The sequence below is a fragment of the Micromonospora sp. NPDC049900 genome, assembly GCF_044461025.1.
Classification (GTDB): Bacteria; Actinomycetota; Actinomycetes; order Mycobacteriales; family Micromonosporaceae; genus Micromonospora.
The window spans coordinates 147,974-166,635 of sequence record NZ_JBITKM010000013.1 but is presented as its reverse complement, the minus strand read 5'-3'; the positions used below and the strand labels follow the sequence as shown (position 1 = coordinate 166,635).

Here is an 18,662-nt window from a genome sequence, read left to right as displayed (position 1 = left end):
GTAGTCCGTGGGGCTCGGAACCGGCTTGATTTTCTTGTGCGCCACGGCCTCACCTCTCGAACCACCCCCGGCGCCCGCCGGAGCACCCCGACCGGGGGGACGCTCCGGCGGGCGCCGGCCGTTCGGCGTGTGTCGACCGGGCCGGGGTTGCCCCTCGATGCAGGATCGAGGGGCATCGCATGCCGTGGAACACCACTCGATCCCGGATCGAGCGCGATCATGGTTGCGGTGGGCGGCTGGGGGACAATGGCGGGATGCGTTGGACCGTGCTGGATTCGCCGATCGGAGAGTTCTCGGTGGCCACCGAGGGCGACAGCGTGTGCGGAACGCACTTCGCGGCGGTGGCGGGCGGGTCGCGGGAACCCGTCGACGAGGCGTCCGAGCGTGCGGTGGCGGAGCTGCGGGCGTACTTCGCCGGGGAGCTGACCGGGTTCGGTGTGCCGGTGACGGTGCCGCGCGGCTCGGAGTTCGAGCGGGCGGTGTGGCGGGAGATGACCCTCATTCCGTACGGCGAGACGCTGACCTACGGTGAGGTGGCCCGGCGGCTGGGGGATCCCGGTGCCGCCCGCGCGGTCGGGGTGGCCTGCAACCGCAACCCGATCCCGGTCATCGTGCCGTGTCACCGGATCGTCGGGGCCGGCGGCAAGCTGGTCGGCTTCGGCGGCGGCCTCGACCGCAAGATCAAACTGCTGGAGCTGGAGGCCCGGGTAGCCCTGCAACGCGCCTGGTCCTGACGACCGCCGCAATCGTGGCACTGTAGGAAGTCGACACGCCGGGCCGAGAGCACCCACGGTGCCACGATCCGAGTGTCGCCTGGGGACGACGTGAAGGGCCGGGTCCTCATGGGCCCGGCCCTTCACGGTGCTGCTGGTGGTCAGCGCGTCAGCGCTCGACCTCACCGGTGATGAAACCCTCGACGGCGGCGTGCGCCTCGTGGTCGGCGTACTGCACCGGCGGGGACTTCATGAAGTACGACGACGCCGACAGGATCGGGCCGCCGATCTTGCGGTCCAGGGCGATCTTCGCGGCCCGGACGGCGTCGATGATGACGCCGGCCGAGTTCGGCGAGTCCCACACCTCGAGCTTGAGCTCCGCGTTGAGCGGGGTGTCGCCGAACGAGCGACCCTCCAGGCGGATGTACGCCCACTTGCGGTCGTCGAGCCACGGCACGTGGTCCGACGGGCCGATGTGCACGTCGCTCTTGGCCATCTCGTGCGGCACCTGGGAGGTCACCGACTGGGTCTTCGAGATCTTCTTCGAGACCAGGCGGTTGCGCTCCAGCATGTTCATGAAGTCCATGTTGCCGCCGAAGTTGAGCTGGTACGTGCGCAGCAGCTCGACGCCCCGGTCCTCGAAGAGCTTCGCGAGGGCCCGGTGCACGATGGTGGCACCGACCTGGCTCTTGATGTCGTCACCGACGATCGGCAGGCCGGCGTCGGTGAACTTCTGCGCCCACTCCGGGTCCGAGGCGATGAAGACCGGCAGGGCGTTGACGAACCCGCAGCCCGCGTCGATGGCGGCCTGGGCGTAGAACTTGTCGGCCTGCTCCGAGCCCACTGGCAGGTAGGAGACGACCACGTCGACCTGCGCGTCGCGCAGCGCCTTGGCCACGTCGACCGGCTCGACGTCCGACTCCTTGATGATCTCGCGGTAGTACTGCCCGAGGCCGTCGAAGGTCGGGCCGCGCTGCACGGTGACGCCGGTCGGCGGCACGTCGCAGAGCTTGATGGTGTTGTTCTCGCTGGCGACGATCGCCTCCGCGAGGTCCATGCCCACCTTCTTGGCGTCGACATCGAACGCCGCGACGAACTGCACGTCAGAGACGTGGTAGTCGCCGAAGGTGACGTGCATGAGACCCGGGACGCGGTCGTTCGGGTCGGCGTTCCGGTAGTACTCGACGCCCTGCACGAGGGACGAGGCGCAGTTACCCACACCGACGATGGCGACGCGGACGGAGCCCATCGCGTGTGCCTCCTTCTTCTTGGTCACGGCCGCTCTGTCCTGGTCTCTCCAGGCGGAGGCGGGCTGTTGTCTTCTCGTCGGCCACCGGCCGTCCCGTCGTGCGGGACCGTCGGGGCACGGCCGGAGCGCTCGTTGGCGATGAGCTCCTCCAGCCACCGGACCTCACGCTCACAGGCCTCCAGGCCGTGGCGTTGCAGCTCCAGGGTGTACGCGTCGAGGCGCTCGGCCGCCCGGCCCAGCATGTCGCGAAGGCCCTCGCGACGTTCCTCGATCGTGCGGCGCCGACCTTCCAGGATTCGGAGTCGGGTCGCCCGGTCGGTTCGGGAGAAGAACGCGAAGTGCACACCGAAACCGGTGTCGCCGTAGGTCTCCGGCCCGGTTTGCGCGATGAGCTGGGCGAAGCGTTCTTTTCCTTCCGCGGTGATGGTGTAGACCACCCGACCTCGTCGGCTGGTCAGCGCGGGAACCTCCTCGGCGGTGGCGGGTGTCTCGGCGGCTTCGGCGATCCAACCCGCCGCCTGCAACCGGCGCAGCGTCGGGTAGAGCGAGCCGTAGCTGATCGCAGCACGGATCGCCCCGAGCTTGGCGGCGAGCTCCTTGCGGAGCTCGTAGCCGTGCATCGGGGCCTCCTGCAACAGGCCGAGGATGGCGAGTTCGAGCACGGCCACCCTTCCTTTACCCTGTGCGTGGAGCGCTAACCGCCGCGATGTATCGGGCCGATACATCGCACCGTAGCGTCTCACACCTCGGTGGGCAAACTCCTCGCTCCGGGGTCCTCGCATCACGGATCGTCACGGTGGTCGCCCCGTCAGACGAGACCGCGTACCCTTTGCCGCATGCGTACGCAGCGCCAGGTCGTCGACTACTCGCTTCGAAAGCGAGCGCTGCTGCGTGAACTCCTCGCCGGTCGCGTCGGCACCTATGACCTGTGCGACGCGTCTCCCTACCTGAAGAACGCGGCCCGCTTCCACGGCGAGTCCACCGACCAGCGTTGTCCGATCTGCCGGAGCGAGAACCTTACGCACGTCCATTACATTTATGGCGACGAGCTCAAGCAGTCTGCCGGCCAGGCCCGTACGGTGGCGGAGCTGTCCGTGCTGGCGATGACGCTGCGTGAGTTCCAGGTCTTCGTGGTGGAGGTGTGTCTCGGCTGTGACTGGAACCATCTCGTCGAGCAGTACCTGCTCGGGCGGGACGGGCTGACCGGTGGCGAGTCGGAGCAGGAGGCGTCGGGTGGGGTGGCTGCCGCCAGTGGAGCAGGCGCCCGGCGAAGGCGAGAGGCGCAACGGTGAATCGAGCTCGATCGGCCGGCCCCGGCCGTACTGCACGCGACCGGGGCGACCGACGGCTTGTAGGTCTGAATAGTCCGATTGATTCGGATGTGGCACCACTGTGGCGGCACCCCCGTGCCCCGCGTTCGGGTGTCCCAACTCACGGCAAACCGGTGGCGGTGCGAGTGCGCCCCACCGCGACGGCAGGGTGTGAGGAATGAATTCGTACGGCGATCCCAGCTCCTCGCGCGGACGGGCCCGGATTCCGGGCCAGGACGACCCGGGGCAGGCGGACGACGCGTACCGCTACCCGGGTGGTGAACCGCACGGAGGCAACTGGTCGAGCGGCCCGGAGTCGTCCGGTCCCTCGGCCCGCGCCTCGGTCGGTGGTCGGGCCTCCGTCGGCGGGTCGGCGAGTGTGCCGCCGCGTGGCGGGCCCCCCGCCGGTGCGGCGCCGGTCGGCTCCGTCGGTCGCGCCGGACCCGGCCGGGCCTCGGTGCCGGTCTCGCCGGCCGCACCGGGCCGCGCCTCGGTCCCCGTCTCCCCCGCCCCCGGTCGGTCCGGCCGGGCGTCGGTGCCGGTGAGCCCGGCGCCGGGTGGGCCTGCCGGACGCGCCTCCGTCGGTGCCGCCTCTGTGGGGGCTGCGTCGGCCGGCCGGGCGAGCGTCGGTGCGGCGGCCGTCGGCGGTGGAGGTGGTCGGGCTGCGGTGGCCCGGGCCAGTGTCGGCGGTCCCGGTGGACCCGGCGGGCCTGGCGGCCCGGGTGGTCCGGCCGGTCCCGGTCGTGGTGGTCGCGACCCGAACGCGGTGTCCCGCGCCCGCAAGCGCAAGCGGATGAACATGCTGATCGCCAGCTTCGCGGTGTTCATCATGCTGGCCGGCATCGGCGTCGTCGGATTCACCTACTACTCGACGAACGTGGTGCTGCCCAAGGAGATCCCCCTGCCGCTCTCCACCGCGGTCTATGCCAAGGACGGCAAGAGCGTCGTGGCCAGGCTCGGCAACGAGAACCGGATCTTCGTCACCATCGACAAGATCCCCGAACACGTACAGCATGCCGTCGCCGCCGCCGAGGACCGCAACTTCTACCGGCACTCCGGCGTCGACTACAAGGGCATCGCCCGGGCCGCCTGGAACAACCTCTCCGGCGGAGACCGGCAAGGTGCCTCGACCATCACCCAGCAGTACGCCCGCAATGCCTACGAGAACCTCCAGGACGACAGCTACGGCCGGAAGGTGAAGGAGGCGATCCTCGCCTCCAAGCTGAACGACAACTTCGGCAAAGAGCAGATCATGGAGAACTACCTCAACGTGATCTACTTCGGTCGAGGTGCGTACGGCATCGAGGCGGCGGCACAGACCTACTTCAAGACCACCACGGAGAAGCTCACCCCGGCGCAGGCGGCGGTGCTCGCCGCGCTGATCAAACAGCCGGTCGCCAGCGCCACCCACCAGGGGTACGACCCGGAGGTCAACGAGGTCGACGCCAAGTCCCGGTGGGAGTACGTCATCAACGGCATGGTCGCGGAGGGTTGGCTGGGCGCGCCCGGTAAGCCCGAGCGGCCGACCGAGTACCCGAAGGTCCAGAAGATCAAGAAGGACAACGGGTTCGGCGTCGCCACCCCGGTCGGCAACGTGATCAACTACGTGCGCAAGGAGATGGAGGAGTGGGGTATCTGCTCCAACTCCGGCGCTCCGGACAAGCCGAACTGCGTCACGGAGCTGCGTGAGGGCGGCTACCGGATCACCACCACCATCGACCCCAAGATGCAGAAGGCCCTGGAAGAGGCGGCCCGGCCGGACCGCAAGGGCTCGGTGCTCTACGGGCAGCCGAAGAACCTGATGGCGGCGGCGGTCTCCATCGACCCGAAGACCGGGCGGGTGCTGGCCTACTACGGCGGCAACAGCGGTGCGGACTTCGACTACGCCGGGATGAACACCAACAGCAACGGTGACATCGTCGGCGGTCATCCGCCGGGCTCGTCGTTCAAGGTCTACACGCTGGCGGCGGCGATCGACGAGGGGATCTCGGTCAAGTCGCGCTGGGACGCGACCCCGTTCAAGCCCGAGGGCTACGCCAACGAGATCGTCAACGCCGGCCGCGACGTCCGGCGGAGCTGCAACAAGTCCTGCACGTTGCAGGAGTCGACCGTGCTGTCGTACAACGTGCCGTTCTTCCACATCGCCGAGCAGGTCGGTGAGGACAAGGTCATCGACATCGCCCGCCGGGCCGGCATCCGGACCATCTGGTCCGTCGACCCGCCGAAGCCGTACGACCTGACCAAGAACAAGCCGGAGGAGCTCGGCAAGAAGACGTTCGACCGGGTGATCGGCTTCGGGCAGTACCCGATCACCGTCTTCGACCACGCGAACGGTCTGGCCACGCTCGCCAACAGCGGCAAGTACAACAAGGCCCACTTCGTCCGGGTGGTGGAGAAGCAGAACAAGGCGACCGGCAAGTGGGACAAGGTCGCCGGTGAGAAGCTGACCAAGGGCGGCGGCACGCAGGTGATCAGGTCGGAGGTCGCCGACGAGGTGACCGCCGTGCTCAAGGAGATCCCGGGCCGCAGCAACGCCGGGCTGAGCAACGGCCGGCAGGCGGCCGGCAAGACCGGTACCTGGGAACACAACAACACCGACAAGAACGCACACGCCTGGATGGTCGGCTACGACAAGAACGTCGCCACCGCCGTCTGGGTCGGCAGCCGTGACCCGAAGAAGCCGACCATCGTCGACAAGAACGGCAACAACGTCGGCGGTAGTGGCTTCCCGGCTGCGGTGTGGAAGAAGTACATGGACGACGCCCTCAAGGGCTTCGACCCCAGCGACCTGCCGAACGTGACCGGCGTCGGCGACGACAAACTGGGCAACGGCGAGGAACCGCCACCGCCGCCACCGCCCACGCCGCCGGCCGGGCAGAACAACTGTGACCCGACCGACCTGCCCTGTCTGTTGGAGCGCGGCATCACCGGTGGTCCGGGCAACGGCGGACCCGGTGGCGGCGGACCCGGTGGCGGCAACAACGGTCCAGGTGGGGGCAACCAGTTCGATCCACCGAACAACGGTGGGGGACCGGGTGGTGGCGGCGGTGGTCTGCTGCCACCGAGAAGCACCCGGGACTGACAACCGGTCCACGTGGTGGGCGGTCCGAACCTCGTTCGGGCCGCCCACGCGGCGTTCATGGCCCCTGGTCGATCGGCGTCCGTCGACGGCTGATCCGTGGGCGGTGCCGTGGTTCGGCTTCTGTGCGGTCAACTGATACGGCAGGATGCACGGTCATGAGCACCCAGTCGACGCCCGGCATCGATGAACCCGGTGTCCCCGACCACCCGTCCCGCTCCGACGGTTTCGTGCGGGGTCTCTCCGGGCTGATCGGCGGCCCGCTCGGTGACCACGCCACCGCACGCGACCGCCAGAGCGGCTCGGAGCGCCGATTCTGGACGGCCGTACGCATCGTTCTGGCGCTCACCTGCCTGACCCTGGCCCTGCACTGGGTGCAGAAGTCGCCCTGCCAGGACGGCGCATGGGTGGACAACAAGCAGTACACCCGCTTCTGCTACACCGACGTGCTGGCGCTCTACTACGCGGAGCGGCTCCACGAGGGTGCCGTGCCCTACCGGGACCACCCGGTCGAGTACCCGGTGCTGACCGGGTACTTCATGGGGGCACTGGGACTGCCCGTGCACGCCGTGGGCGAGGGCAACCCGCAGATCAACCAGGGGCAGTGGTTCTACAACCTGAACGTGCTCGTGCTCGGGGCGCTGGCGGTGGCCACCGTGGCGGTGCTGCTGTCGCTACGCCGACGACGACCCTGGGACGCCGCACTCTTCGCGTTGGCCCCCGCACTGCTGATCACCGCCACCGTCAACTGGGACCTGCTCGCCATCGGACTGGGCGCGTTCGGGCTGCTGGCCTGGGCACGCAGCCGACCCGTCCTGGCCGGGATCCTGCTCGGGCTGGCCGGGGCGGCGAAGATGTGGCCACTGTTCATCCTCGGCCCGATCCTGGTGCTCGCGTTCCGCACCGCCCGGCTCCGCCCGGCGTTCACCGCGATCGGGGCGGCGGTGGTCACCGTGCTGGCGGTGAACCTGCCGGTGGCGATACCGGAAGCCACCAGGGACGGCTGGAAACGCTTCTTCGAACTCAACACCGAGCGCCCGATCGACTGGGGCACGCTGTGGTACATCGGTCGCTACCTGGACGGCAAGGTCGGTGACCCGGCGAGCATGGGTCCCTTCCAGTGGCTCGACGCCAACATCCCCGTGCTCAACAACCTGTCGTACGTGCTCTTCGGACTGGCCTGCCTCGGCATCGGCGCACTCGGGCTGCTGGCGCCGCGTCGACCCCGACTCGGCCAACTCGCCTTCCTGGTGGTCGCCGTCTTCCTGATCTTCAGCAAGGTCTGGTCGCAGCAATTCGTCCTCTGGCTGCTGCCGCTGGTGGTGCTGGCCCGGCCCAAGTGGGGTGCGTTTCTCGCCTGGCAGGCCGCCGAACTCTGCTACTTCGTCGCGTTCTACGGCCAACTGCTCGGGGCCTCCACCGGCCGACCGGTCTTCCCCGAGGGCGTCTTCGTGCTGGCCGCCGGCCTGCGACTGACCACGGTGGTGGTCCTGTGCGTGCTCGTGATCCGGGAGATCCTGCACCCCGAACGGGACGCGGTCCGCAGCACCTACCCGGACGACCCGGACGGCGGTGTGATCGACGGCGCTCCCGACGCGCCCTGGCTGGACCGATGGCGAAGCCGCCGCACCACCACCGATCCCGCCCCGGTCCCTGTCACCACCGGTTGACCGTCACCGGCCCACTCAGAGACGGAAGACGACGACCGAGCCGATCTCCTCACGGGTGATGCCGAGCCCGTCGACCGGCGCGTCGATGCTGATCTCCCAGGGCGTGCCGACGACCTGGTCCCGCAGGATCAGGACGTTCTGCACGCCCAGGGTGCGCAGGTAGTCGACGCTGGTCTGGTCCGGGAAGGCCATCGTGACCCGGCGGACGTCGTCCAACTGTCGTGGGACGAAGCCGCTGCCGCCGTTGACGACCTGCTGGAACCGCGACGTCGACCAGAGCATCACCGGCTGGTCGTGGCCCTGACTGCTGGGCAGCACCAGCATCGGACCGTCGACCTCACGCATCGCGGCGGGCTGCGACGGCACCACCGGCTGCGGGGTGGTGTTCGTCCCCTCGGCGAGGACCAGGAACAGCGGGACCAGCGTGGCCAACCGCAGCCACGGGCTAGGCCAGGACGGGATCCGCTCGGCGGAGATCTCTCGTACCCGCTCGGCGAAGGCGCTGACCGCACCCGCCGCGAGCAGCCCCAACAGCAGGGTGGTCCAGAGCATCAGCCGTCCCGGCGTACGGATGCCGTTCCAGCCGGGCAGATGCTCGAAGAGCGGTACGTAGGTGTACGTGCCGCCGAAGAACTCGGTGCCCATGGCCAACACCATTGTGACCAGCACGCCGAGGAACAGCAGCAGACGCTGCCGAGCGGTCCAGATCGAGAAGAACAGACCACCGGCGGCCAGCGCGTACAGCACGAAGCCGGGTAGCAGCGTCATCTCCGGGTGCCAGGGCAGGATCGCCCGCGCACCCTCGTGCAACTCGCCCCAGACGCGGGACTCGCCGGGAGCGGTGACGAAACCGGTCAGCGGTGGTGAGAAGACGGCGATGTCGCCGATGGAGCGCTCCGCGTGCGGGTGGAGCTGGGTCACCGTGAAGTACGGGATGGCCAGCAGGATGCCGACCCCGGCGAAGATCAGGCCGCCGATCAGGTCGGCGGTCAGCAGCCGCTGACCGAACGGCCGCTTCACCCGCCAGAAGATGCGCTTGGCGTACCAGACGACGCCTGCCACCACGACAGTGCCGGCGAGGACGTACGCGAACGGTAGGCCGATGCCGAAACCGAGACTCAACTGCCAGGCGGCGACCAGCCAACCGGTGTACACCCAACCGGGGCTACGGCGTTCGGGCCGGTAGCCGTGCCGCAGCGACCAGCCGTGGCCCCGCGCGAGCATGGCCAGTGCGAGCGGGATGCCGCCGTTGGAGATGACGTGCAGGTGACCGGCCTGCGCCAGCAACCACGGCGCGTAGGTGTAGCTGACCCCGGCCACCGCCGACCCGATCCGGCTCGCACCGAGCTGTCGCGCCAGCACGTACGCGCCGAACGTGGCGAGCGCGTGGGCCAGCACGAACATGATGTTGTAGCGCAGAAGGGCGTGCTCGGGGCCGGTCCCGATCATGCCTGCCGGGGCGTACCCGAGGAGCGTGTCGGAGAACGCGAAGCTCCACCGCTCCGGGAAGAACGTGTTGGCGTGCCAGAGCTGCGTCGGGTCGGTCTTCAGGATGTGCCCCGACCAGGCCATCTGCCATGCCTGCAGGCTCGGGTCCCAGTAGTCCTGCGGCAGGGTGTGCCGTGGATAGCGCAGCGTCGGCCAGGTCATCAGCACGGCCAGTGCAAGCGACCCGAGGGCGGCCAGGGTCCACTCGTGGATGGCAAAACGGCCGAGACGGCTACCGATTCGTCCGTACCAGGTGGGTACCGGCACGGGTGCCGGCCCGAAGGCGGCCCACGGGTCCGCCTTCTCGTCGCCCGGGGCGCCCTTGTCGGTCGCGACCTTGTCGATCCCGTCCTTGCTCGTCGCGTCCTTGCTCGCTTCGGACTCGCTGGCCGAGTCCTTGCCGTCGGCGGTGTCCTTGCTGCCGGTCGCGCCCGGATCCGCGCCGAGGGCAGCGTCCTTGTCGGACACGCTCTTGCCGTCAAGGGCCTTCTGGCCGCCGGGCGACACCTTCGCGTCCTCACCGGCGGTGGCATGGTCGGCCGTGCCTTCGTCGGCGGTCACGCCCTTGCTCTCGGCGGCGCTGTCGGAAGGACCAGCCCCGGCGGTCGTGCCTTCGTCGGCGGTCACGCCCGCCCGGGCGGGCGTGACCTCGTCCGCGTCGCTTGTCGCCTTGCTCGCACCGACGGGGGTCTTCCCGGGTTCGCCGCTGTCGGCCCCTGCGTTCGTGGCCGTCGTGTTCGGCGGCATCTCGGTGGATGCGCGGGAGGTCGGCGGCTCGGCCGCAGCGCCGTCCTGCGGAGCCGACTGTGAGCCGCCGGTGGCGGACTGATCCGTGGTCATTCCGCCGACGCCTCCGGGCCGAGTTGACCACGCAGGAAGGCGATGTCGCCGCTCTGGCCGTCGGCACCGCCGGGGGTCTCCACGATGACCGGGGCGTCGGCGGCCCGGACCACGGCCACCAGGAGGTCCGGTTCGATGGTGCCACCGCGCAGGTTGTCGTGGCGGTCCCGGCCCGAGTCGAACGCGTCCTTGGAGTTGTTGGCGTGCACCAGGTCGACCCGTCCGGTGATCGCCTTCACGCGGTCGACCAGGCCGAGGAGTTCCTCGCCACCCGCGTGCGCATGACAGGTGTCGAGACAGAAGCCCACGTCGTACGCGCCGATGACGTCCCAGAGCCGGGCGAGCGCGTCGAGTCGACGGGCGCAGGCGTTCTCGCCGCCGGCCGTGTTCTCGATCAGCACCGGCAGCCCGAAACCACCGGAGTCGGCTGCGTAGGCCAGGGCCTTGCGCCAGTTCTCGATGCCGCTGGCCGGATCGTCACCCGCGTTGACGTGACCACCGTGCACCACCAGCCCCCTGGCCCCGATCGCCGTGGCGGCCCAGGCGTGGGCGAGCAGCAGCTTCCGGCTCGGGATACGGATGCGGTTGTTGCCGGTGGCGACGTTGACCACGTACGGCGCGTGCACGTAGACCTCCACCTCGGCGGCGCGCAGCCGTTCGGCGTCCGCACGGGGCTGTGGGGCCTTCCAACCCTGGGGGTCGGAGAGGAAGAACTGCACGGCGTCGGCCGTTCGGGCGGTCGCCTCCGCCAGCGGGTCGGTCGGATCGACGTGGGCTCCGATACGCATGCAGGGGAGCCTACGTCCCGGGACCGACGGTCGGGGTGACGCCCACCGGCCCGACGGCGTCACCGCACCCGCCGGAACTCGTTGATACCGATGGATCCGGCGCTTCGGACGTTCCTGATCCCGGTGTCGGCGGACCGGCCGCCTGTCGATGTCCGACCGCACCCGGTCGGGTGTATCGGCACGGCAGGACGTCGACGGCTGTCAACAGAGAAAAATGTCGGTAATTCTGGGATTTGCCCCATGAAGAGCTGACTTCCGGGATATCGTCAAGTAACAACGTGATAAAGCTCCGCGGGGCGTCTTCCGTCCAACCTCATCGGTGTGGTCGTTCCTCCCCAGGTCCCACCCAAGGAATGCGGACGGGGCGCCCCGCGGTCCCGTGACCGGGGGTCCGGGTCGACAGCGACGTCGACGCGGACCCCCGGTTCGCTGTGCCGGTCACCTCGGTGATGGTGATCGTCCGGGCCGGGTATCCTGGTCCGGTTGTCCGCTCCCGGTCGGGTTCCCCCGGTGCGGGGCGGGCCACGACGCACGACCTCCTGCCACGGAAGGACCGTGGCCGCTTAGCCCACAGGAGGTGAGCACGTCTTGCGTCATTACGAGATCATGGTGATCCTCGACCCCAGCCTCGAGGAGCGCACCGTCGCCCCGTCGCTCGACACGTACCTGAACGTGATCAGGACCGCGGGTGGCTCGGTGGAGAAGACCGACGTGTGGGGCCGCCGGCGCCTCGCGTACGAGATCAACAAGAAGGCCGAGGGCATCTACGCCGTCGTCGACCTTCAGGCGTCGCCCGAGGCGGTGGCCGAGCTGGACCGCCAGCTACGTCTCAACGAGTCCGTGCTGCGCACCAAGGTCATCCGGCCGGAGATGCGCTAAGCAATCCACCAAGCCCCACCCGGAACAGCCTCACCCGTGCTGTCGGAGGGTTCTGAGAACCTGTACGCCGGAACGGTTGAGTGCGCGAGGAGTTGGTCATGGCAGGAGACACCACCATCACGGTCATCGGCAACCTGACCGATGACCCCGAGTTGCGGTTCACCCCCTCGGGGGCAGCCGTCGCCAAGTTCCGGGTCGCCTCGACGCCCCGGTACATGGACCGGCAGTCCAACGAGTGGAAGGACGGCGAGCCCTTGTTCCTCGCGTGCACCGTCTGGCGTCAGGCCGCGGAGCACGTGGCGGAGTCGTTGCAGCGCGGTGCCCGCGTGATCGTGTCGGGCCGGCTACGCCAGCGGTCCTACGAGACCCGCGAGGGCGAGAAGCGCACCGTCATCGAGCTGGAGGTCGACGAGATCGGCCCGTCTCTGCGCTACGCCACGGCGAAGGTGCAGAAGATGTCCCGCTCCGGCGGTAGCGGCGGCGGCTTCGGCGGCAGTGGCAGCGGCGGTGGTGGTGGCCAGGGCGGCGGCGGAGGCAACTTCGACGACCCCTGGGCTTCGGCCGCACCAGCCCCCTCCCGTTCGGGTGGCGGCAACTTCGACGAGGAGCCTCCGTTCTAATGGCGCCGAGCGCCCGTGATCGTAAACCAGGAGCAAGAGCAATGGCGAAGGCTGCGGCACTGCGCAAGCCGAAGAAGAAGGTGAACCCGCTCGACAAGGACGGGATCACCTACATCGATTACAAGGACACCGCGCTGCTGCGCAAGTTCATCTCCGACCGCGGCAAGATCCGCGCTCGGCGGGTGACCGGCGTGACCTCGCAGCAGCAGCGGCAGATCGCCCGTGCGGTCAAGAACGCCCGTGAGATGGCGCTCCTGCCGTACACCGCCACGGCCCGCTGAGAGGAGGCGCCGACATGAAGATCATCCTGACTCAGGAGGTGTCCGGGCTCGGCACCCCCGGCGACATCGTCGAGGTCAAGAACGGCTACGGCCGTAACTACCTGCTCCCGCAGGGCTTCGCGATCGCCTGGACCAAGGGCGCGGAGAAGCAGGTCACGCTGATCAAGCGGGCCCGCTCGGCACGGGAGATCCGCGATCTGGGCCACGCCAACGAGGTGAAGGGCCAGCTCGAAGGTCTCAAGGTCAACCTGAAGGCCCGGGCCGGCGACGGTGGCCGACTCTTCGGCTCGGTCACCTCCGCCGAGATCGTCGACGCCGTCAAGGCGGCCGGCGGCCCGGCACTCGACCGGCGTCGGCTGGAGCTTCCCGGCCACATCAAGTCGATCGGGTCGCACCCGGTGCGGGTCAAGCTGCACCCCGAGGTGACCGCTACGTTCAACCTCAACGTCGTGCAGGGCTGAACCCCGCTGACGTAACCGACAGGGCCCGCACCGGCGACCGGTGCGGGCCCTGTCGCATGCGCGTACCCAGCCGACGGGCCAGCGCGCGTCGACCCGTCAGCCGATCGGTTGGCCCGTCACCGCACTGATCATCACGGTGGACAGACCCCCACCCACCACGGCAGCGGCCAGCGCCACCGTGGTCGACCGCCACGTCGTACCCACCCGGCGCAGCAACATCGCCACCGCCAGGCTGCTCATCAACGCCAACCCGAAGCGGGGCAACCCACCCACCATCGCGCCGAACGCCCGCGCCCGCGGCGAATCACAGCCGCCGCCACTGATGTCGGTCACACAACCCGTCGGCGGCGCCCCGTCGAGCGTCAACAGCCACACGAAGATCACCGCCGCCGGCAGCAGATAACAGGCCGCGGTGTACAGCAACGGCAACCACGGACCACCCGGATCCGGATCGAGCAGATCGTCCTCCAGCCGCCGGTTCCAGCTTCCGGAACCGACCGCCTCGATCCGCCGCCGTACCGCCGCCATCCCGACCGGTCGCGGCGGAGCCGCCGCGGGCGACGAGCGCCGCCGCGTCGCGGACCGCGGCCGAGGCGCGGTGTACCCGACCACCGGCGACCGAGGCGCCGCCTCGGGCGCGTCCACCCACCGCGGATCGTCACCGGCCAGACGCGTACCCGGCCAGAAGGGCTCCCGCGCCGGCTCCGGCTCAGCCCGCTCCGACCAGGACCACTGCCCGGCACCCGAGGTCGCCGGAGCGGCCCCGGACCGAGGCACATCCGTCCGATCCCACCGGTCCGGCTCGGAGTAACCGGCCCACCGCTCCGATGGCCGCTCCCCATCCCGTTCCCGTGGTTCCGGAGCCGGCCCGGGCTCCGGCTCCGGCTCCGAGAAGCGATCCCACTGGCCGGTGCTGTCCGGCTCGCGCCACGGATCCGAACCCGCCGCCTGAAGCCACTGACTCGTGCTGTCCGCGTCCCACGGATCCGCCGACGTGGGCTCCACCCGGCGAGCGTCGACCGCCGACCGGTCCCACGCATGCAGGCCGGACGCGTCCCACGGATCCACCGCCGGCTGCTGGTACTCCGGCTCGGCGACCCGCTCCGCACCCCGCTGCCACGGGTCGACCGCAGGCGTCGCAGGCTCCGCCGCACGCCGCCGACGCCGGGTGGGCGGCTCGACGGCCGGTTCGGACCCGCCAGACTCGCCGTCCTCCTCCGCAAGCCCCGACCAGGTCACCTGACGGCGCTGCGACTGGGCGCGACGCGGCCGACTCTGCGGCGTCACACCCGAGACCGGGTCGTCGTCCTCGGCGCGACGACTACCGACGTACCCCTCTTCCTGTGGCCGGTCGAACGTCCACTCGCGGGTGTGATCGGACTCCGGGAGGGCCGCGGCCCGCGACGTGGGCTCACGCCGGCCCGACTCACCGGCACGGCGACCCCGGCCACCCTCCGCCGAGCGCCGACCGCCCGCGTAGCGCGGCCGCTCGACCTCGTCGTCATCGTCCGGAGCGGCGTGCCGCCCGCCACCGTCGACACTGCGGACGCCGGACTCCAGAGCCCACCGCGGCAGGTACGGCTCGGCCGGCTCGTCCTGGCCACGCTCGGCGGCCCGACGCCGACTCGGGGTGCGGTACCGCTCGACCGCGGAGTCGTACCGCTCGTCCGGGTCCCGTTCCACGGGCTCGGCCCACGAAGCGGTCGGCCGCTCACGCGGGCCGTCCTCCCCGCGTACCCAGTCCCGGTAACTCACGGCCGGAGCGTGACCCTTCTCAACCGAAAGCGCAATCCGCTGTCCAGGTGTAGCCGTAGGGCACCGATCCTACGGGACGTTCAGGACAAAGCCCTACCCGGAAATTCCTGTCCACAGGCTGGGGACGATACCTGTCCAGCTCAACGCCGTGAGCCGCACTGTTCCCCAGGAGTTATCCACATGCTGTGCACACGCTGCGCACATGTCAGTCCACCGCCATCCACAGGTTGTCCCGAGGCTCGTCCACCGGCCTGGTTGAGTGGCTGACCTCGGTTTCCGTATCGTTAGCCCCCGACCCGCCGCCAGATGCCCCCGATCGACGGCCGGTCGACCGTCACACCCCGGGCGGTGAGCCCGGAAACGATCCGACGCAGTGGAGGGGGGCCCGGTGTCGGTCACGGATGACATGCGGACAGAGTCGTTTCCCAACGGCGGGCAGCAGTCCGGCCCGCCACCGCGCGACGGCCAGTTCGACAAGACGCCCCCCCAGGACGTCGCGGCCGAGCAGTGTGTCCTGGGCGGCATGCTGCTGTCCAAGGACGCCATCGCCGACGTCGTCGAGATCCTCAAGACCAACGACTTCTACCGGCCGGTGCACGCCACCATCTTCGACATCATCCTGGAGATCTACGGCCGGGGTGAACCCGCCGACGCGATCACCGTCGCGGCGGCGCTCGCCGACTCCGGCGACCTGGCCCGGATCGGCGGCGCACCGTACCTGCACACGCTGATCGCGAGCGTGCCGACCGCGGCGAACGCCGCGTACTACGCGCGCATCGTCAGCGAGCGGGCCGTACTCCGGCGGCTGGTCGAGGCCGGCACCAGGATCGTCCAACTCGGATACGGCACCGGAGGCGGCGGCACTCGCGACGTCGACGACGTCGTCGACCTGGCCCAGCAGGCCGTCTACGACGTGACCGAGCGCCGCGTCAGCGAGGACTTCGCCGTCCTGGCCGACATGCTGCAACCGACGCTGGACGAGATCGAGGCCGTCGGCGCGCAGGGCGGTGTGATGACCGGCGTACCCACCGGCTTCACCGATCTGGACCGCCTGCTCAACGGCCTGCACGCCGGCCAATTGATCATTGTGGCAGGCCGCCCGGGTTTGGGTAAATCTACGGCAAGTATGGATTTTGCCCGAAATGCAGCGATTAGGGCCAATCATGCCTCAGCCATCTTCTCGCTGGAAATGAGCAAGGTCGAGATCGTCATGCGGTTGCTCTCGGCCGAAGCACGGGTGCCGTTGCACGTGCTGCGCAGTGGGCAACTCTCCGACGACGACTGGACGAAGCTCGCCCGGTGCATGGGTGAGATCAGTGAGGCGCCACTCTTCGTGGACGACACGCCGAGCATGAACCTGATGGAGATCCGGGCCAAGGCCCGTCGACTCAAGCAGCGGCACGACCTCAAGCTGATCGTGGTCGACTATCTCCAACTGATGACCTCACCGAAACGCACCGAGAGCCGTCAGCAGGAGGTCGCGGACCTGTCCCGAGGCCTGAAGCTGCTGGCCAAGGAGGTCGAGTGTCCGGTCATCGCGGTCAGTCAGCTAAACCGTGGCCCCGAACAACGCACCGACAAGCGCCCCCAGTTGTCCGACCTGCGGGAGAGCGGCTGCCTGACCGCCGAGACGAGGCTCATCCGGGCCGACGACAACTCAGAGGTCACACTCGGTCAGCTCCTGGCCGGCGATGCGAAGGACGTTCCGGTCTGGGCACTCGACGAGAGCCTGCGGTACACGCCACGGACGATGACGCACGTCTTCCCGAGCGGCCATCGCGAGGTGTTTCGGTTGACGCTGACGTCCGGCAAGCAGGTCGACGCCACGGCAAACCATCCCTTCCTTACGTTCGCCGGTTGGGTTCCGCTCGGCGAGTTGACCCCGGGGATGCGTCTCGCGACGCCTCGGCACGTACCCCCGCCCTTGGCCGTCCGACCCATGGCCGAGGAAGAGGTGGTGCTTCTGGCGCACCTGCTCGGCGACGGTTCATTCGTGCGACGTCAACCCATTCGCTACGCGAGCGTCGACGAGGCGAACCTACAGGCGGTGTCGGAGGCTGCGAAGTACTTCGGTGTCACGGCGGTACGCGACGACCATCCGACGGTGCGAGTCACGACTCTTCGACTTCCCGCTCCGTACCCGCTCGCCCATGGGCGACGTAATCCGATCGCCGAGTGGTTGGACGGGTTCGGACTCTTCGGATGCAGGTCGTACGAGACGTTCGTGCCGCAGCGCCTGTTCGGGTTGCCCAAGGAGCAGGTCACCCTCTTTCTTCGGCACATCTGGGCGACTGACGGGTCAGTGCACGTCAACAAGTCCGGTCAGGATGGGCGGATCTCCTTCGCGTCGACCAGTCGGCGGATGTTGGAGGACATCTCCCGTCTCCTGCTCAGATACGGCATCACTGCCCGGCTGAAGACGGTGCCGGTGACCCGGCATCGCCCGCAGTACACCCTCGACATCTCCGGGCGGGACGACCAACTGCGGTTCCTGCGCGAGATCGGTGTGCACGGGGCCAGGGCGGCGAAGTGCGACGCCCTGCTCGCCATCCTGGCGGAGACCACCGCCAACACCAACGTCGACACCGTGCCGCGCGAGGTCTGGGATCGGGTACGCGAGATTCTTGTCGAGAATGGCATGAGTCATCGTGACTTCGCCAAGGCCATCGGCACCCCGTTCGGCGGGAGTGCGTTGTGGAAGCGTGCACCGAGTCGTTCCCGACTGGCGAACATCGCTCGGGTCCTCGACGCCGCCGACCTGGACCTGCATGCCACGAACGACGTCTTCTGGGACGAGGTCGTGTCGATCGAGTCGATCGGTGAGCAGGATGTCTTCGACGCGACCGTGCTTGGTACGCACAACTTCATCGCCAACGGCATCGCCGCCCACAATTCGATCGAGCAAGATGCCGACGTTGTCATTCTTCTGCACCGGGACGACTACTACGACAAGGAATCGCCTCGTGCTGGAGAGGCGGATTTCATTGTTGCCAAGCATCGGAATGGGCCGACCGACACGGTGACCGTGGCTGCCCAACTGCACCTGTCGAGATTCGTCGACATGGCCATCGTCTGAGCCGTCCGAGAACCGGCTCAACCCGCCGGAGGCGACCGGGCCGGCCGACGTGGCGGCCCGGTCGCGGGGTGGCTCAGCCGAACATGTCGTCCAGGAAGCTCTTGCGCTTCTTACGCCGGTAGTGGCCGTGGTAGCCGTAGTGCTGCTGGGAGTGGCCGTAGGCGGGTGCCGGTGCCGGGTAGCCGTGCGGCGGGGGCGGCGGAACGGCACCGTAGCCGGGCTGGTGCGGGGCGGGTGCCGGGGGTGGCGGTGGGGGCTGGTAGCCGCCCTGGGGAGCGGCCGGGGGCTGCTGGGCGGCGCTCCAGTTGGCCTCCGCCTCGAACAGCTTCTCCAGCTCGCCACGGTCGAGGAAGATCCCGCGGCACTCGCCGCACTGGTCGATGACGACCCCACTGCGCTCGTACTGGCGCATTTCTCCGCGACACTTGGGACAGGTCAGGCTCATGTCCCGAA

15 protein-coding genes are annotated in these 18,662 nt (G+C 69.1%); 9 read left to right on the top strand and 6 right to left on the bottom strand.

Translation table 11 applies throughout. From position 1 onward, the window contains the following. The first annotated feature begins 254 nt into the window (after positions 1-254). On the top strand, positions 255-734 hold the full coding sequence (locus ACIBMZ_RS24440; protein WP_396697503.1) for a methylated-DNA--[protein]-cysteine S-methyltransferase: 480 nt from the start codon (positions 255-257) through the stop codon (positions 732-734). A 148-nt stretch (positions 735-882) separates the two neighbouring features. On the opposite strand, the gene ACIBMZ_RS24435 is transcribed toward ACIBMZ_RS24440, so the two are convergent. Together ACIBMZ_RS24435 and ACIBMZ_RS24430 are read right to left on the bottom strand one after the other, a co-directional pair. After that, the gene (locus ACIBMZ_RS24435) at positions 883-1,962 is read right to left on the bottom strand and encodes an inositol-3-phosphate synthase (protein WP_350698100.1); all 1,080 of its coding nucleotides are present in this window, start codon (positions 1,960-1,962) and stop codon (positions 883-885) included. A 23-nt stretch (positions 1,963-1,985) separates the two neighbouring features. After that, positions 1,986-2,624 (bottom strand): PadR family transcriptional regulator, encoded by a 639-nt coding sequence (locus ACIBMZ_RS24430; protein ID WP_396697501.1) that lies wholly within the window; start codon positions 2,622-2,624, stop codon positions 1,986-1,988. 174 nt (positions 2,625-2,798) lie between these two features. Between ACIBMZ_RS24430 and ACIBMZ_RS24425 the strand changes: the two genes are divergently transcribed. The 3 genes from ACIBMZ_RS24425 (at position 2,799) to ACIBMZ_RS24415 (ending at position 8,021) form a co-directional block, all read left to right on the top strand. After that, positions 2,799-3,254 carry a DUF5318 domain-containing protein gene (locus ACIBMZ_RS24425; RefSeq protein WP_396697499.1) on the top strand — a complete coding sequence of 152 codons (456 nt, stop codon included), beginning with the start codon at positions 2,799-2,801 and terminating at the stop codon, positions 3,252-3,254. A gap of 196 nt (positions 3,255-3,450) precedes the next feature. Continuing rightward, entirely contained in the window at positions 3,451-6,354 is a 2,904-nt protein-coding gene (locus ACIBMZ_RS24420) for a transglycosylase domain-containing protein (RefSeq protein ID WP_396697497.1), read from the top strand. Between the two features lie 155 nt (positions 6,355-6,509). Beyond that, entirely contained in the window at positions 6,510-8,021 is a 1,512-nt protein-coding gene (locus ACIBMZ_RS24415) for a glycosyltransferase family 87 protein (RefSeq protein WP_396697495.1), read from the top strand. Between the two features lie 15 nt (positions 8,022-8,036). Here the strand turns inward: ACIBMZ_RS24415 and ACIBMZ_RS24410 are convergent, their stop codons facing one another. Beyond that, complete coding sequence (locus tag ACIBMZ_RS24410) at positions 8,037-10,256, bottom strand: hypothetical protein (protein WP_396697530.1); 2,220 nt, start codon at positions 10,254-10,256, stop codon at positions 8,037-8,039. 89 nt (positions 10,257-10,345) lie between these two features. Then, positions 10,346-11,137, bottom strand: a complete 792-nt coding sequence (locus tag ACIBMZ_RS24405) for a deoxyribonuclease IV (protein ID WP_396697493.1) — start codon at positions 11,135-11,137, stop codon at positions 10,346-10,348. Positions 11,138-11,725: 588 nt separating this feature from the next. On the opposite strand from ACIBMZ_RS24405, the gene rpsF reads away from it, so the two are divergent. The 4 genes from rpsF to rplI all read left to right on the top strand — a co-directional run bounded on the left by rpsF (position 11,726) and on the right by rplI (position 13,378). Continuing rightward, positions 11,726-12,016 carry a 30S ribosomal protein S6 gene (gene rpsF / locus ACIBMZ_RS24400; RefSeq protein ID WP_117228245.1) on the top strand — a complete coding sequence of 97 codons (291 nt, stop codon included), beginning with the start codon at positions 11,726-11,728 and terminating at the stop codon, positions 12,014-12,016. 80 nt (positions 12,017-12,096) lie between these two features. Further along, positions 12,097-12,636 carry a single-stranded DNA-binding protein gene (locus ACIBMZ_RS24395; protein WP_350698000.1) on the top strand — a complete coding sequence of 180 codons (540 nt, stop codon included), beginning with the start codon at positions 12,097-12,099 and terminating at the stop codon, positions 12,634-12,636. A 41-nt stretch (positions 12,637-12,677) separates the two neighbouring features. After that, positions 12,678-12,917, top strand: coding sequence for a 30S ribosomal protein S18 (gene rpsR / locus ACIBMZ_RS24390; protein ID WP_007073789.1), 240 nt, complete (start codon positions 12,678-12,680; stop codon positions 12,915-12,917). Positions 12,918-12,931: 14 nt separating this feature from the next. After that, on the top strand, positions 12,932-13,378 hold the full coding sequence (rplI, locus tag ACIBMZ_RS24385; RefSeq protein ID WP_117228246.1) for a 50S ribosomal protein L9: 447 nt from the start codon (positions 12,932-12,934) through the stop codon (positions 13,376-13,378). A gap of 96 nt (positions 13,379-13,474) precedes the next feature. Here the strand turns inward: rplI and ACIBMZ_RS24380 are convergent, their stop codons facing one another. Further along, positions 13,475-15,133, bottom strand: a complete 1,659-nt coding sequence (locus tag ACIBMZ_RS24380) for a hypothetical protein (protein ID WP_396697490.1) — start codon at positions 15,131-15,133, stop codon at positions 13,475-13,477. A 373-nt stretch (positions 15,134-15,506) separates the two neighbouring features. Between ACIBMZ_RS24380 and ACIBMZ_RS24375 the strand changes: the two genes are divergently transcribed. Continuing rightward, positions 15,507-18,209: a replicative DNA helicase gene (locus ACIBMZ_RS24375; RefSeq protein WP_396697488.1), complete on the top strand. Its 2,703-nt coding sequence runs from the start codon at positions 15,507-15,509 to the stop codon at positions 18,207-18,209. Positions 18,210-18,282: 73 nt separating this feature from the next. Here ACIBMZ_RS24375 and ACIBMZ_RS24370 read toward each other — a convergent pair whose 3' ends face one another. Further along, the gene (locus ACIBMZ_RS24370) at positions 18,283-18,654 is read right to left on the bottom strand and encodes a zf-TFIIB domain-containing protein (RefSeq protein ID WP_396697486.1); all 372 of its coding nucleotides are present in this window, start codon (positions 18,652-18,654) and stop codon (positions 18,283-18,285) included. Positions 18,655-18,662: the final 8 nt, after the last annotated feature.

What these genes read in the sequence shown, in the direction of transcription:
- ACIBMZ_RS24440 (WP_396697503.1), top strand. Translation starts at nt 255, where the DNA reads ATGCGTTGGACCGTGCTGGATTCGCCGATCGGAGAGTTCTCGGTGGCC.
- ACIBMZ_RS24435 (WP_350698100.1), bottom strand. Translation starts at nt 1,962, where the DNA reads ATGGGCTCCGTCCGCGTCGCCATCGTCGGTGTGGGTAACTGCGCCTCG.
- ACIBMZ_RS24425 (WP_396697499.1), top strand. Translation starts at nt 2,799, where the DNA reads ATGCGTACGCAGCGCCAGGTCGTCGACTACTCGCTTCGAAAGCGAGCG.
- ACIBMZ_RS24420 (WP_396697497.1), top strand. Translation starts at nt 3,451, where the DNA reads ATGAATTCGTACGGCGATCCCAGCTCCTCGCGCGGACGGGCCCGGATT.
- ACIBMZ_RS24415 (WP_396697495.1), top strand. Translation starts at nt 6,510, where the DNA reads ATGAGCACCCAGTCGACGCCCGGCATCGATGAACCCGGTGTCCCCGAC.
- ACIBMZ_RS24410 (WP_396697530.1), bottom strand. Translation starts at nt 10,256, where the DNA reads ATGCCGCCGAACACGACGGCCACGAACGCAGGGGCCGACAGCGGCGAA.
- ACIBMZ_RS24405 (WP_396697493.1), bottom strand. Translation starts at nt 11,137, where the DNA reads ATGCGTATCGGAGCCCACGTCGATCCGACCGACCCGCTGGCGGAGGCG.
- rpsR (WP_007073789.1), top strand. Translation starts at nt 12,678, where the DNA reads ATGGCGAAGGCTGCGGCACTGCGCAAGCCGAAGAAGAAGGTGAACCCG.
- rplI (WP_117228246.1), top strand. Translation starts at nt 12,932, where the DNA reads ATGAAGATCATCCTGACTCAGGAGGTGTCCGGGCTCGGCACCCCCGGC.
- ACIBMZ_RS24370 (WP_396697486.1), bottom strand. Translation starts at nt 18,654, where the DNA reads ATGAGCCTGACCTGTCCCAAGTGTCGCGGAGAAATGCGCCAGTACGAG.